The organism is Sporosarcina sp. NCCP-2331, assembly GCF_023707945.1.
Classification (GTDB): domain Bacteria; phylum Bacillota; class Bacilli; order Bacillales_A; family Planococcaceae; genus Sporosarcina; species Sporosarcina cascadiensis.
The window spans coordinates 1-14580 of the sequence record NZ_BRCD01000019.1; the positions used below are offsets into that span (position 1 = coordinate 1).

The window sequence follows — 14580 nt, forward strand, 5'->3', positions numbered from 1 at the left end:
ATCTTTCTTTTCTTATTATATACCTGATACCTACTTTTCACTTTACTCCTAACAAAAAGACAGCGGAGAAGCTAACATCCGCTGTCTTTCATAATTTTATCTCCGATTACAATCCCTGCCGCTCGAAAAAGTTCAGACGGTTAGGAATCGTTTGTTGAATCGTCTTGATGATTTCCGGACTCAGCCGCTCTGGATAATACTTCATAAAATAGTATGCCGTAAAAGACTCAGTGACGTCTCCAACATACGGTGTAGTTTGTGCAACTTCACTGATAAATCTTCCGTCAGCCAATTGTGCTTCACGCCAATAAGCATTTCTGGCATAGCGAGGATTCAATGTGGATATTCCTGCCGATTGGAACAATACTTCTTCCATTGCACCAAATGTCATATACTGTTCTGCACGATCGGTGTGGATCAGAATATTATTATTGCCTCCGCCTGGTGATCGATCCCCCTTATGAATCCAAACTGTATAGACTCCTGCTCGCAATACCGCAGGCAGCTGTCCGATCTGTTTGGCATACTTCATTGCCTGCAATTGTGCATTTTGTATATTTTCAAATTCCGGATTCACTTGAATTTCGATTTCATGGCCGTCGCTGAATTGTGCTTTGAACAAATAAGCTCTCGTTTCAATCCAGTCGTTTATCCGACGATCAAACATCTTTCTTTTTTCCTGACCGGTATAATTAAGTCCTGTAAAGCTGCTTGGATCTTTCTCAGTCAATAAATTATATCCAAATACATTCGTGCTGCTGAATGGCGGCGGGGAGCTCGTAATATTTAGCGGCTCATATGATACGTAAACTTGCTTGCTTAGTAAGCTGTTGATGGTTGTTGCAGATGATGAACTTAGTGGATTATCGACAATCCACACTTTCTTCAAACTTTGTCTGCCCAGTTCCTCTAAAGCAGCAATGTCTTTTATTTTATTGCTATTCAGTACAACCTCTGATAGATATGGTAAGTTTTGAAGAGGAGTTATATCGGAAATAACGTTTTCCTGCAAATTCAATATCTGAAGATTTTTCATACTAGATAAGCTACCAATATACGAGATTTGATTGCGGTGAAGGTATAGCTTTTCCATCTTCTCTAATAAGAAAATATTCGACAAGAAATCAATTCTATTATTTTCAAGACTTAGCTCCTGTAAATCAAACAGTTGAATGATTGGCCGGATATCACTGATTTCATTATGTTGCAGATAAAGGCGTTTTAAATTAGTCGCGTATTCCAAACCAGTCAAGTCTTCGATTTGCTTCCCGACAGCAACAAGATTTTCCAGCCGCAGCATATCCCCGACTGTAATGATATTATCTTTCTTGTTCAAAGCAATCTTAACAGAATCTCTAAGGCCAATATCCGGTATGTCGACCTCTTCTTTTAAAAAGGGATCATGTACTACATGGACGCCGCGATTTTTCAATTTCTTTACTATATTTGCAGCCTGGTCATTTAAAGGGTTGCCACTCACGTCAACGAAACCTAATAATGGCAGCTTGTCTAATACAGATATATCCTCGACTTCGTTATTTTTGATATCTACATCGCCAAGTTGCTGAAAGTTTTCCAAAAAGGAAATGTCGCTGATTTTTGCACTTTCCGGATAATTATTGGAGTATTCAGCAGAGAACACTTCGAGGTTCTTTGCATAGGATAGACCGGTGAAATCAGCTGGGTTTCTGAAATCAAAATGCAGGACAATCAAATCCTCCATATCATACTCGCTGATATCACCTGTTTCTTTTCCTATCGAGTTTCGAATTGCAGCTTCGAGGTATTGATCTGGAATATACACACCCATGTTTTGTTTGATAGTAAAACTCATTTTAACAGCCGTATGGAGCAGTTTTTCTTTAGATGATTTAATATTTTTCACAAACAGCGTGTAGGATTCCCCGTAGTCATAGGGAGCAGAAGACTTTACCTGCACGGCATTCGGCTTATCTGTAGGAATTGTAAATTCAAGATTTATATGTTTTCCATGTGAATCGGTTATGTAGATATTTTTGTCATTGACTGTCTCTTTCTCGACATTGTCGTTAAAATTGATTTTCCATTCATGAGAAGGATCTACATTTTTCTTAGAATCGAATTCTTTATAGGTCTCTGCTGCTGATACGTTTTGAGTGTTCAGTAAGATGAATGTTATGATCACCATGCAGCTCAGTTGTACTAATTTCTTCATCGCTTCCTCCTCTTTAACTAAATTTTAACTTTGTTATAAATATCCTATTTTAAGAGTACACGAAGTTAGTGACTATGTACATGACAAAATGGTAAATCACTCTCTCAAATACAACATTATATCCATACAAACACCGTGGTAGTTTGTATTTTGTGTATATACCTGGTACCTCTCACTATTGAGTATGTACCAGGTACTACTTGTCCCATGACTACCTATTGCCCTGCTGACAATCGCGGTAACTTGTTTACTATCTCCCCAAATTCCATGATCTCTTCCAATTCCATCAGGCAATAGGCAGCATAGGCCTCTTTCGTCTTTTCCATGGGCGGAGGCAGATAGCGGGGCAGTGCTTCCGTATCGAGGTACGAATCAGGTATTTCAGATGAGCAGTAATAAGGAAATGAACTGAATGGATACATGTTCAACTGTTTCACCATAGGAGTTTTAGTTTCGATGGGATTCCGGTGGATGTAGCGGCTGACCGCCAGCATGGCCTGCGGGGTGTCTGCTTCTTTGGAATAATAGCGTCCTTGGTAGATTTGCCCGACATGCCGGTAGCGCTTTGCATAATAATCACTGTATTTACGGTTAATAAGCCACATGATTTTCGCCAAGTCTTCATGCAGGGACAAGGAGGTGATGATACAAATAGAATCATCCAGCGGCAGCGGCTGGTCTGTCAGTTCCTGGTACGCTACAAGCAGCATCGCTCCGTCAAAACCTGTGCCGCTTTTCCGCATATTTGCAGGCGATAAATGAATGGTGATTTTCTTCATGGATAAGTCAAAGTCCAAATGATGCAGACAGCTCAATATGGGCTCTTTCGATTCTTTGATGCTCGTATCCGGTAAACCGATAATCACACATTGTTCTTTATCGACCCGGACATCCGCTTCGACACGGATCCGTCCCCCTTTTAGTCCCTGCAGCCCGACACTCATCACCGTAGATGCCCTCATTTCACCTTCTTTCTCATTGTGTAAAGTATAGCCAGGATAGAGCGCAGCGGTCAAAACGGCAAAAATCAATTTTGCATGCCTATTTATACGCAAATATCGAGCTTTGAAAATTGAAAATTAAGTTTTGCTGTCGAAATAGGCAGTAAAAATGAATTTTAAGAGTTTATAATTACGTACTTTACCCTAAACGGTTTACAAACGTTGACACAGAAGAATTTCGAAATCATATAAGTGCAACACATATGGTCTTATATGTATTCTCGTGCGGCATCTTCAATTGGGTCCCAATGTGATTCAGGATCGTATTCACGTATCTCCTTCTCCCATTCTTCTTGCTCCCATATATCCTCAACTTCAAGACCGCTGTCCTCGAGGTAGTCTTCGTCTTCGGGATCGATGAAATACTCCATAACTCTTCACCCTATCTATGAATTGAATAATACGTCTTTTAGCATTTATTTAATTGTGTGTGTACCTGGTACCTTATTGTTCGGCTGAGAATTGACTCGACCTGCAGTCTGCTCCAGCTGTTGAAATGAAACGGTGTTGTTAAGGTATTTCCTTGAATTGTGTGTACTTGGTACCTTTTCTCAAAAATAAATTTGTCATTGTTAAATGCGTTACTTAGTCAAACACTCACGGACTACTCTAATTACCCTCTCCTGCTCACCTACCGTCATGCTGGACCCGGATGGCAAACAAACTCCTCCAGTAAACAACCTCTCACTCACAACATCTCCGTGTGCATGAGCATAAAACTTACACCCTTCAAATAGCGGCTGCAAATGAAGAGGCTTCCATACAGGTCGCGCCTCAATATTCTCCGATTCCAACACATCGATTAAATCGTACGGCGTCACTTCAAGCTTTTCTGGGTTCAACGTCATTGCCGTCAACCAGCGATTTGAATATGTATCTTTTAACTCAGGCATAAATTGAATGCCATCAATGTCTCCCAACGCTTCCGAATATCGTTTAAAAACAGCTCGTCTAGCCTCGACCCGCTCATCCAACACTTTTAACTGAGCACGTCCAACACCCGCTAAAATATTACTCATCCGATAATTATAGCCTACCGTACTATGTTGATAATGTTTTGCAGTATCACGTGCTTGAGTAGCCAAAAATCTAGATTTCGACAATGCTTCTACATCATTTGAGACGAGCATGCCGCCGCCGGATGTAGTGATAATCTTATTTCCATTGAACGAGTAAACTCCAAACCCCCCAAATGAGCCACTTTTTTTACCTTTATAGAGAGAACCAAGCGACTCGGCTGCATCCTCGATCATCGGAACTTCATATCGATTACAAAGCTCAACGATTTCATCTATCTTTGCACTTTGACCATAGAGATTTACCACGATGACCGCTTTAGGTAATTGCCGTTTCGCCATCGCGTCTTCAAATGCGCATGCCAAAGAGATAGGTGACATATTCCACGTCTCTTCCTCTGAATCAATAAAAACTGGTGTTGCGCCTGTGTAAAGAATTGGATTCGCACTCGCCACAAATGTCAAACTGGAACAAAAAACTATATCGCCAGTTCCAACTCCAAGCAATTCAAGAGCCAAATGTATTGCCGCTGTACCCGAAGAAGTTGCAGCAGCACCATTTGTTCCTATGTACTCCGTCAACTCATTTTCAAACGCATCTACATTCGGACCAAGCGGCGCGATCCAATTCGTTTCAAATGCCTGATTTATGTAGGTCTGTTCCGTCCCGCTCATATGGGGAGGGGATAATAAAATTCGTTTCATCTGTTATGTACCTTCTCTCTTAACTACTATTGCGGGAACACCGACAGCAGTGGCGCCGCCATTTATTTCAGACGTAACGACAGCTCCTGCTCCTATTATTGACCAAGCCCCAATCTTTTTTTGGGGGATTATTGAAGCCCCTGCACCTACATGGGTTCCCTTTCCAATTTGAACTCCTCCCGTCAATACCGCTCCAGGCGAGACGTGCGCAAAATCTCCTACAAAACAATCATGCTCTACTACACTAGCACTGTTGATAATAACATGGTCGCCAATTACTGTTGCAGCATTGATCACCGCCCCCGGCATTACAACCACGCCATCGCCTAATTTTACACTAGGGCTAACAATTGCCGACCGATGAATAACTGTGACATAAGAATTTGATGGTAGCTGAAATGAATTGACAAGTTGTTCTCGGACCTGATTGGACCCAATTCCAATTATAACGCCTGCCTCAGGATCTTTCCCGAGCAAATCAAATAAGTAACTAATTGGGCCCATCAACAATGAGACATTTGAAATAACCGTCTCATACTTGTCATCCAATTTGGCAATGACTTTCATTCCGTCTGAGTTTACGACATCTTCTACCACTTTGGCATGTCCGCTATCCCCGATTATAATTACATTCCTCATCGTCCCTCATCCTTATCTGCCGCTGTTTCAATTTCACTGCCCCTAAACTTCTGAATCGTCGCCTCACCAGCCTGGTTGATGCCTTCCGATTTAAATACCTTAGCTACTGTCATAAACAAAATTTTCACATCCAACCAAAATGTCTGATTTTCTACATACCAAACATCCAACTCGAACTTGTCTTCCCATGAAATTGCGTTACGACCATTCACCTGTGCCCACCCTGTAATGCCTGGTCGGACATCATGCCGCCTCGCCTGCCGTTCATCGTATAGAGGCAAGTATTCCACTAATAATGGGCGTGGTCCGACAAAACTCATATCACCATTTAAAACGTTCCATAGCTGAGGAAGTTCATCCAAGCTCAATTCCCTTATCAATTTTCCAAATGATGTGAGACGTACGTGATCGGGTAATAATTCTCCTCGATTATCATGCTCATCAGTCATCGTACGAAACTTATAGACATGAAAAGTCTGTCCCTTTAAACCCGGGCGCTCTTGTTTAAATAGTATTGGTGACCCTATCTTTATTCTGATTAATAAAGCTGTAATTAAGATAACAGGAGATAAAAATAATATCGCTAAAAGGCTAACCCAAAAATCAAATAATTTTTTCATAACATTTCCTTTAACTTACTTTATTATATGTATCAATAGCTTGAGAAGACTCTTCTTTATCTACATTCCCTTACATCAATATATAGAAATTCATTAATCTCACATACTTTTAGCTCCATCCATCTTTTAATAATGAGATAGAAAGACATTATTACATGTGAATTAATGAATTACATTATAACGCAAGTGCGCACCGTTGCCTTGCTCATCTCTTATCTACCCACGAAGCGGCAATAGAGAAAGAAGCAGGATGTAGCCGCTTGTTTTTCGCGAGCTATCATAGAACAAGCGGCTGCCGTGATGGATATCACTTGCTTAATTAAAATTAATTTAAATGTTAAGGAAGGGTTCCTATAAACAATGCCTTCTTGTAAGTCACAACTTTCACTTCTGCTTACAAAGCATAAATTAATTAATTTTTGTGTACTTCTGCCTGATTCCTATATACTTCTTCCAACAATTTATTCGCAAGCACTTCCCATGAATAGTGTTCATGCGCAAAGTCCTGAATATATTGTCTATCTACATCTGATTCTTGTAACAACATATCACGTAAACCTTCTACTGAGTTTGAATAAAATACTACTTTTCCTTTTTCCAGTTCTCCCAAGCTTTCTAATCCGGTATATATCAAAACTGGTAATCCCACAGAAAGATAATCATATATCTTGTTCATACTAAATCCCCATTTATAAAGCGGCGAATCCTTCATTGATAACAATCCACAATGTGCCTTATTTAGTAAATAGGGTATTTGTTCTTTTGGAATGGACGCGTGAAATGAAACGTTTTTCATTTTTTTCCCCTCAGCATACTCTACCAATGATGATTTTAACGGACCGTTTCCAACAAATAAAAAGTGGTACTCCTTATTATTCTGCATAAGGTCTGCTAATTCTAACAACCGTATCATATGATTCGCCTCGCCCATACTTCCCGTATAAACACAAACTTTCTTTTCGTGATAAGGCGCTAATAACTTATCTATCTCTTGTGATGATTTCACAGCATTAACTCTTTCGACACTAAAGCCATTGGGAAGATATATATTTTTATTGGCTGGCAGTCCATTTTTATATGCATATTCATTTGCCCTCTCAAATAAAAAAATCACCTTATCAGAATTTCGATAGAGATACTTTTCTATTGAAAAAAGCAGCTTTGATACTATATTCTTTTTGCTAATCATTCCAAAATCAATAAATGTTTGCGGCCAAAGATCACGTTCCTCAAAATAGAATAAAGCATGTGCTTTTTTCGCTTTTCTAATCCCAACAAGGGGAGTTAATGGATGCACACTTGATCCAATAATTAAATCCGGCCGCTCGAACTTGAAATACCTGTTTATCACATGGTTTAGACGTATAGAAAAGACACCTATGTTTATAAGTCTCTTCAAAGAACTCATATAAGAAGGTGTTTTGATCCATGTGTATTCAACATCATTGATTGTCTCTTCCCTATATACATCCTTGCCATACTGAACGGTTTCTTTTTGTTCAAAATGATTAAACGAAGATGCAAATATTCTTACTGAATGACCCTTTTCTATAAGCTCTCTCGCCAAGTCAAAATGGCGAGTTCCGCCATTTGACTTTGGCGAGATAGCATAATGATTTAAAATCCAGATGTTCATTTTGCAGCCTCACTGATTCCTTAATAACTGCTCATCAGGAACCTTCCGTATTTCCTTAGCTGGTGATCCAACGACTAGGCTCTCTTTCTCTACGTCCTTGGAAACCAAACTCCCTGCCGCCACAGTCCCGTCTTCCTGAACCATCTTACCCGGCAAGATAGTTGCATTAGCACCAATTCGTCCGCCATCTTTGACGGTAACACCCTTAAACTTATCAAAACGTTCTTTACCTCGCGCCATGTAATTATCATTTGTTGTTACAACACATGGAGCAATAAATACATAATCACCAAGCTCAGAGTAAGCCGTTATGTAGCAATTCGTTTCAAGTTTGCAGCTTCTACCGACTTTACAATCATTCTCAATTGCTACTCCGCGGCCAACAATGGTTTTTTCGCCTACTGCTACACGTTCTCTAATCGTTGCTAAATCGGCAACAAAAACATCATTGCCAATTTCCGCATTGGCATACACGATTGCTGATGTTCCTATTGTTACACCTGAGCCAATCTTTGCCGCAGGTAACTTGTTCACTTCAGAAAGAATAGACGCTTTTGCTCGTGTTGGCTGCTTACCAATCACTGCATTATCTTGAATGATTACATTGTCTCCAATAATTGTATCTTCATAAATCACAACATTATTCCCTATAATTATATTATTTCCGAGGACTATATTATTACCCAGAAGGATATTTTGTCCCTTAGTTACAGACATATGCACTCACCTTTCTAAAGTTAAGAATAAAATTCCGCAATCTTCTCAATGACATAATCCTGTTGCTCTCTTTTCAACTCAGGGAACATAGGTAATGACAAGACTTCTTTAGCCGCCTTCTCCGTTTCTGGAAGATCGCCTTCTTGATAACCAAGATCCTTAAACACCGGTTGCAGATGTAAAGGAATTGGGTAATAGACCATCGTAGCAATCCCTTGCTCTTTCAAAAATGTTTGAAGTTCTTCCCGTCTCTGAACACGTAATGTATATTGATGGTACACATGATGTCTGCCAACTATTTCAACAGGAGTGAGGACAGAGCCTCCGACCAGGGTATTTAATCTTTCTGTATAATAAGCGGCATGATTGCGCCGATTATCACTCCAAGAAGATAGATGTGGAAGTTTCACACTCAAAATTGCAGCCTGCATTTCATCAAGGCGACTGTTATAACCTAACACATGATGATGATACTTCGGTTTACTTCCATGAACACGAATAACACGTGCCAGCTCGGCAATCTCTTCGTTGTTTGTTACAATCATACCACCATCACCATACGCACCAAGATTCTTCGTTGGAAAGAAACTGTATGTAGCAGCACTGCTCATCTCTCCTACTTGCTTCCCATTATATGTAGCACCCATAGCCTGTGCAGCATCTTCAATTACATGTAAGTTATGCTTTTTTGCAATATTCATAATTAAATCCATATCAGCCATCTGCCCGTAAAGATGTACAGCAATAATCGCTTTTGTTTTTTCTGTGATAGCTGCTTCAATTTTTGATGGATTAATGTTATAAGTAATCGGATCGATATCTACGAAAACAGGCGTGGCATTCGCACGAGCCACTGCGCCCGCTGTCGCAAAGAACGTAAATGACGGAACAATCACTTCATCGCCTTCCCCTACGTCAGCCGCCTGAAGTGCAATATGTATCGCATCAGATCCGTTGCCAACACCGATACCATTTGTCGTATTGCTCATTTCAGCAATATCTTGTTCCAATTGTTTTACATGGTTTCCAAGAATAAATTGGGAAGAAGACATGACTTCATCTAGTATATAAAGAATATCTTCTCTTATAGATTTGTATTGTTGTGATAGGTCCAGCATTTTAACCCTCATCATAATTCTCCTAACATATCTTCGTAGATTTTAAATAACTTTTTTTCTTCTATACTCCAATTATATTTTTCTAAATATAAGTTATAGCCTTCTATTCCCATCTTATTTCTAATTTCAGGTGACTCAGATAACACTTCAATTGCATCTTGAATATCCTTAATATCATTTGGATTAACACTCAATCCGATGCCTTGAGAAATAACCTCCTCATATAGAGGGAAATTGGAACTGATTATCGGCAAAGAGGCCATCATATATTCAAATAATTTATTTGGTCGGGTAACAACATGATTACCATATGGCAAATAAGGTAAAATGCCTATATCCATTTGTCTCATGGATGCGACCATCTGATCATATTCAATACTTTCAAATATATATATCTTATTTTCGAGTCTATCAGATTTAATTATTTGTCGTAATTCTTTTAAAAATTCTTGTGAGTATAATCCAATCATAATGAAAACCGTATTATCTGTTCGTTTTACGGCTTCAATTACTTCCAAAATACCTCTTTGCCTGTTTATCAATCCAGTGAAAACTATTTTCATGCTATCCTTATTACTATCTATACACCCTTGTATACTTTGAGGAACTATCTCTTTGCCAGGTGCTTGATAAATTAGTGGAGCAAAGTTTTCTATAACTTCTATTTTTTTAAAAGCGTTGAACTTTTTTCTTATTAAAGGTGTTGTGACAATTGTGAAATCAATTTGAGATTTCATTAACCTATTCAAATAAACGCTATAAATTTTAGAGATAACATTCCTAAGACTCACAGGAAGCCAATATTTATCCTTTATCGCTTCTTCGAAGTCTTCATGCATATCAAAAATAATCTTTGTACTACTATTTCTTTTAGTAATAATTGGTACTAATATTAACAATTCAGGGTTGTGTAAATGACATATATCTACTTTTTGCATGCTAATTACATTTAAAATAGTATAAAGATGTTTTAGTCTATCAATAATTCCTTTCGGTTTTCGTAGTATTATAATGTCGATATTGTTCTCTCTTTTTTTCTCGTCTTTTTCACCTGCACAAATATAGGTAATTTGATATTTATCTGATAAACTGCAAGCTTCTTTTTTGAAGATCCTTATATCGTCCCAACTATTTAGTGAGGAGATAATAAGCACGCTTTTGTTACTTTCCATTCCTTATATCAGCCTCTCTTAATGCTTTATCAATTTCTAAAACCCGCTCTCGCCATGTATGGCTTTTTTGAAAAGTGCTCAGAATTTTTGTCTTTTGCAGGTTTCCATTCTCTATTAATTCTACAACCTTAAGCAAGCCATTATTAATTGATACATGATTGTCTTCTACTATATATCCACATTCATTTTCGCGAATAAATAATGTCATAGCACTTAAATTAGTTGATAATATTGGAAGACCGTAACTTAAATATTCTATAGCTTTAACAGGCATTGCAAAATCATTATACTTATTTCTAGAATAAGGAATTATTGCAAAGTCCGCAGTTAAATAGTACGAAGACAAATTTTCCGAGTCCTCATGAAAAATATTAAGCCAGCCATAATTAATAAAAGGTTCAAAAAGGCTTTTATTAAGGTCAAATTCATTTTCTCTACAGATAAATATTAATTCTATGGCCTTATTTGTTTGATTATTTAAGTTATATAACTCAAAAGCTTTTAATAATTCTAAGATACCTGCTGTTCCATGCAAAGAACCAACATATATTGCCCTCCATTTTTTTGATGGGTGTAAATGCAGTTCATTTCTTGCCACATTACATTGCCCACCTGAAGGTAAAGCATGCACTTTTTCTGGTGATGACAATACGTATTCGTTCATTTTCAAACTCGGTAAAAATAACACATCAAAATACTTTTGATAAAGTTTTAAATAATATTTATTTAATTGCACCATTACAATTTTTTTCACGCCTTTTAAAGGATACATGTCATCAAACATCCAATAAATATCTCGCAAAAACCCTCCAAAGGGAACAAAATTACCTTTCAAGAATTTAAAAAAATTTATATCAATTAAAGGGGAGGAGGGGATGTGATTCTCATTGCTTAAAATTAGAGGAATATTAGGTAACTCAATGTAACAGTAAAGGATATCATTTGGATCGACTAAACTTTTAATTTTTTTAAATTGCCGAGTTCTCTCTAATTGGTTTCCCTGGATAAAAATAATATCGATATTATTATCTAAACCAAATTTTTGAAACTCTTTTATCATATTGGTCATTCTTACTCCTGAACCAACATTCAATTTAACGTTAAATGGAAATGGGTAATATATTACAATATATTTATTTTTCATTCCACTCATCCCAATCAATAATATTCTGTTTAAACATTACTTAATCTCCTATTCTGTATATATTCATGTAATATTAGAAAGCCAAAAATAAATACATGACTATTACCATTTATATTAAAACTAAACATAGAGATAATTAGAGAATACAAAAATATTATCGAATAAAAAGATAACACGTTTTTATTTAATAATAATGACTTTTTAATATATCTTGCAACAACAAAAAATATTAACATAAAAGTCATTAATCCAATCAAGCCAATCTCGACTTGAATTTCTAACAAAAGATTATGAGGATAAAAAAAACCATCTAAACTTTTGGAGTAATAACTTCCAAAACCTATTCCGAAAAAGAATGTTTTTATATCAGTAAAGGTAAGTTTAATAGAGTTTTCTATTAATTGATTTCTGCCCAGACTTTCAAATCCCACATTATTTAGTCTTGTGTAAAGAAAAGTACTTCTGAACAGTTTAAAAGTCATTAAGAATATAAAAGACAAAAATATCAAAGACAGAAAATGATTTATAATCTTCTTATATGTGAGCTGAAAATAATTGTTTAAAAACAACGTAATTATAGACGTAATAACCATAGCAACTAAGACTTGTCTAGAACCACTCATGAAAACAAAAAATAAGTCTAATAGAATAATAAACAAAATATATATTTTTTTATTACTTAATCTCCACAAATACATGCCTATTAGGAAATGCATTCCAAAAATCCTTCCAGTAGATATAGGATTATCTTCAATAAAGAATATACGGCTAGATAATGTGAATTGTTGTGTGAATATGAAATGAAAATTAGCAATTATTGCTAGTATCCCTAAAAGGAAAGAAGCTTTAGGAAAAACAGAATAACTAAACACTTTAAATAAACTCATAAAAAATATTATAGTTAGAGGTAAAATAATATTAATTATATAGCCATTCAATTTTCCAGAATTTAAAAGGTCCATATTGGAGTTATAATAACTAGTTAATATTATTAGGCTAAATAAGAAAATTAAAAAAATATATAATAAAATTAATTTTGAAACTCTTGGTTGTATATTACCAAAAATTACTTGAATGACTATTAATAAAACTATAAAAACACTTAAAGATAAACTGACTGAGGTACTAGGACTACCAATAAAATATACAACTACAGGAAGATAAAGAATTTGCAAAGACAATAATACATTTGTTATGAGCTTTAAATAAAACAATATACCACCTATGTTCTCTAACTTTTTTATCTTTTTGTTAAGTTGAAATCTAGTTTAGAAAGTTTTTCATTTCAAAAAAAGAATTAGCAATTACAGTGAAATTTTTCACTTCGAATAATTGAAACGTAGACACAGACTCCAAATCCAATTAATTTGAAGTTCTCAAGATGTTATAAAAATAAACAACATAGAATAGACACTCATGAATAGTATATCCAATTAAAACTGTTTGAACTTCAAAATAACTTGATAAAACCAATAATGTTAGTACAGTCGAAAATGCTCTAATAGTTTGTATAACTGAGAGCAACCTAATCTTTTGATTAATAAAAAAAACCATACTTAAAGGGGAGATAACAAATTTGAAATAATATCCAATCATTAATATCTGTGCATATTCACCCGCCAGGCGCCACTCAGAACCGAATACTAACGAAAATAAAGAAGGTGCAAGTAACATTAAGCCTAGCAACGGAAAAATCCCTATTAGAGCTAAATACTTTGCAACCTTTACTATTACCCCTCTGTAGCTTTTTCCTTCTCTATTCAATTCAGAAACCTGGCTTAGAAATACTTGTGAAATTGATGTAGAGATCAGCGTTAGCGGCAGTCCCAAGACTCGAACAGTTAAGCTATAAAAGCCAACAATGCTTTCTGAAAAGAACCTAACTAATATTAAGACTGGAGCTTGTAATGCCAATGTATCAAAAAAAGCAGAAGGTGCATTGTACAATGGATAATCTTTGTGCTTTTTTAAATTAGCTATTAGTTGTTCTCTTGTGGTTTCAACCTTCAAGGAACGCACACCTCTGAGTCGCTGATATAATTGAGAAGAGAAAACACTTACTACATTAGCCAGTACAAGTCCTAGCGCTCCAAAACTCATAAATCCGGCTGACAACGAAGAAACGGCATTTGCTATGCTTTGATAGATTTTCGATTTGGATAATACTTCAAATTTCTTATGACGATTTAGGTAATAAGTTGAGCTTTGAAGGAATCCCAAAACCAATATTGTGAATGGGACGAATATCAATAACCTTGGATCTATTTGTAGATTAAGTAATCGAACAATTGTTTCACCAGACATAAGTATAACAATTAATAAGAAACCAGAAACAAAAACGGTCAAATAGTTAACGATTTTATAGATAGAAACTGCATCTTCTTCTGTCTTCACACTATTAATCGCAAATTCATACCGCCCGGTTGCAAATACGATTAGCAAACTTACTATACTTAAATATACCCCATATATCCCGAAATCTTCCGGTGTATAAATTCTAGTTAGTATTGGCGAAATGGCGATAGTCACAATTTGCGCCAACAACGTTCCAGAAAAAAACATTAAGAAGTACTTAACGAACTCCCTTGATTGTATGAATTCTTTAACTTTATTCATAA

Annotated in this window: 13 protein-coding genes; all 13 read right to left on the reverse strand. The window is 36.3% G+C overall.

Features of this window, described 5'->3' with window-relative positions; genetic code table 11:
* Positions 1–106 precede the first annotated feature (106 nt).
* Positions 107–2194: a leucine-rich repeat domain-containing protein gene (locus NCCP2331_RS11695; protein ID WP_251670878.1), complete on the reverse strand. Its 2088-nt coding sequence runs from the start codon at positions 2192–2194 to the stop codon at positions 107–109.
* 215 nt (positions 2195–2409) lie between these two features.
* Complete coding sequence (locus NCCP2331_RS11700) at positions 2410–3156, reverse strand: magnesium chelatase domain-containing protein (protein ID WP_251670880.1); 747 nt, start codon at positions 3154–3156, stop codon at positions 2410–2412.
* A 248-nt stretch (positions 3157–3404) separates the two neighbouring features.
* Positions 3405–3566: a hypothetical protein gene (locus NCCP2331_RS11705; protein WP_251670882.1), complete on the reverse strand. Its 162-nt coding sequence runs from the start codon at positions 3564–3566 to the stop codon at positions 3405–3407.
* 210 nt (positions 3567–3776) lie between these two features.
* Complete coding sequence (locus NCCP2331_RS11710; protein ID WP_251670884.1) at positions 3777–4916, reverse strand: DegT/DnrJ/EryC1/StrS family aminotransferase; 1140 nt, start codon at positions 4914–4916, stop codon at positions 3777–3779.
* 3 nt (positions 4917–4919) lie between these two features.
* Positions 4920–5555, reverse strand: coding sequence for an acetyltransferase (locus NCCP2331_RS11715; RefSeq protein WP_251670885.1), 636 nt, complete (start codon positions 5553–5555; stop codon positions 4920–4922).
* Positions 5552–6175, reverse strand: a complete 624-nt coding sequence (locus NCCP2331_RS11720) for a sugar transferase (RefSeq protein ID WP_251670888.1) — start codon at positions 6173–6175, stop codon at positions 5552–5554. The genes NCCP2331_RS11715 and NCCP2331_RS11720 overlap by 4 nt, the downstream gene beginning before the upstream one ends.
* 412 nt (positions 6176–6587) lie before the next feature.
* Positions 6588–7811: a glycosyltransferase family 4 protein gene (locus NCCP2331_RS11725; protein ID WP_251670890.1), complete on the reverse strand. Its 1224-nt coding sequence runs from the start codon at positions 7809–7811 to the stop codon at positions 6588–6590.
* A 9-nt stretch (positions 7812–7820) separates the two neighbouring features.
* Entirely contained in the window at positions 7821–8528 is a 708-nt protein-coding gene (locus NCCP2331_RS11730; RefSeq protein ID WP_251670892.1) for an acyltransferase, read from the reverse strand.
* Positions 8529–8548: 20 nt separating this feature from the next.
* Complete coding sequence (locus NCCP2331_RS11735; protein ID WP_251670894.1) at positions 8549–9658, reverse strand: DegT/DnrJ/EryC1/StrS family aminotransferase; 1110 nt, start codon at positions 9656–9658, stop codon at positions 8549–8551.
* Positions 9658–10818 carry a glycosyltransferase family 4 protein gene (locus NCCP2331_RS11740; protein ID WP_251670896.1) on the reverse strand — a complete coding sequence of 387 codons (1161 nt, stop codon included), beginning with the start codon at positions 10816–10818 and terminating at the stop codon, positions 9658–9660. Before NCCP2331_RS11740 ends, NCCP2331_RS11735 begins: the two co-directional genes overlap by 1 nt.
* Complete coding sequence (locus tag NCCP2331_RS11745) at positions 10808–11962, reverse strand: glycosyltransferase (RefSeq protein WP_251670898.1); 1155 nt, start codon at positions 11960–11962, stop codon at positions 10808–10810. Before NCCP2331_RS11745 ends, NCCP2331_RS11740 begins: the two co-directional genes overlap by 11 nt.
* Before the next feature lie 29 nt (positions 11963–11991).
* Positions 11992–13176: an O-antigen ligase family protein gene (locus NCCP2331_RS11750; protein WP_251670907.1), complete on the reverse strand. Its 1185-nt coding sequence runs from the start codon at positions 13174–13176 to the stop codon at positions 11992–11994.
* Between the two features lie 148 nt (positions 13177–13324).
* Entirely contained in the window at positions 13325–14578 is a 1254-nt protein-coding gene (locus NCCP2331_RS11755) for a lipopolysaccharide biosynthesis protein (protein ID WP_251670908.1), read from the reverse strand.
* Between the last annotated feature and the right edge of the window lie 2 nt (positions 14579–14580).

What these genes read in the sequence shown, in the direction of transcription:
- NCCP2331_RS11695 (WP_251670878.1), bottom strand. Translation starts at nt 2,194, where the DNA reads ATGAAGAAATTAGTACAACTGAGCTGCATGGTGATCATAACATTCATC.
- NCCP2331_RS11700 (WP_251670880.1), bottom strand. Translation starts at nt 3,156, where the DNA reads ATGAGGGCATCTACGGTGATGAGTGTCGGGCTGCAGGGACTAAAAGGG.
- NCCP2331_RS11705 (WP_251670882.1), bottom strand. Translation starts at nt 3,566, where the DNA reads ATGGAGTATTTCATCGATCCCGAAGACGAAGACTACCTCGAGGACAGC.
- NCCP2331_RS11710 (WP_251670884.1), bottom strand. Translation starts at nt 4,916, where the DNA reads ATGAAACGAATTTTATTATCCCCTCCCCATATGAGCGGGACGGAACAG.
- NCCP2331_RS11715 (WP_251670885.1), bottom strand. Translation starts at nt 5,555, where the DNA reads ATGAGGAATGTAATTATAATCGGGGATAGCGGACATGCCAAAGTGGTA.
- NCCP2331_RS11720 (WP_251670888.1), bottom strand. Translation starts at nt 6,175, where the DNA reads ATGAAAAAATTATTTGATTTTTGGGTTAGCCTTTTAGCGATATTATTT.
- NCCP2331_RS11725 (WP_251670890.1), bottom strand. Translation starts at nt 7,811, where the DNA reads ATGAACATCTGGATTTTAAATCATTATGCTATCTCGCCAAAGTCAAAT.
- NCCP2331_RS11730 (WP_251670892.1), bottom strand. Translation starts at nt 8,528, where the DNA reads ATGTCTGTAACTAAGGGACAAAATATCCTTCTGGGTAATAATATAGTC.
- NCCP2331_RS11735 (WP_251670894.1), bottom strand. Translation starts at nt 9,658, where the DNA reads ATGAGGGTTAAAATGCTGGACCTATCACAACAATACAAATCTATAAGA.
- NCCP2331_RS11740 (WP_251670896.1), bottom strand. Translation starts at nt 10,818, where the DNA reads ATGGAAAGTAACAAAAGCGTGCTTATTATCTCCTCACTAAATAGTTGG.
- NCCP2331_RS11745 (WP_251670898.1), bottom strand. Translation starts at nt 11,962, where the DNA reads ATGAAAAATAAATATATTGTAATATATTACCCATTTCCATTTAACGTT.
- NCCP2331_RS11755 (WP_251670908.1), bottom strand. Translation starts at nt 14,578, where the DNA reads ATGAATAAAGTTAAAGAATTCATACAATCAAGGGAGTTCGTTAAGTAC.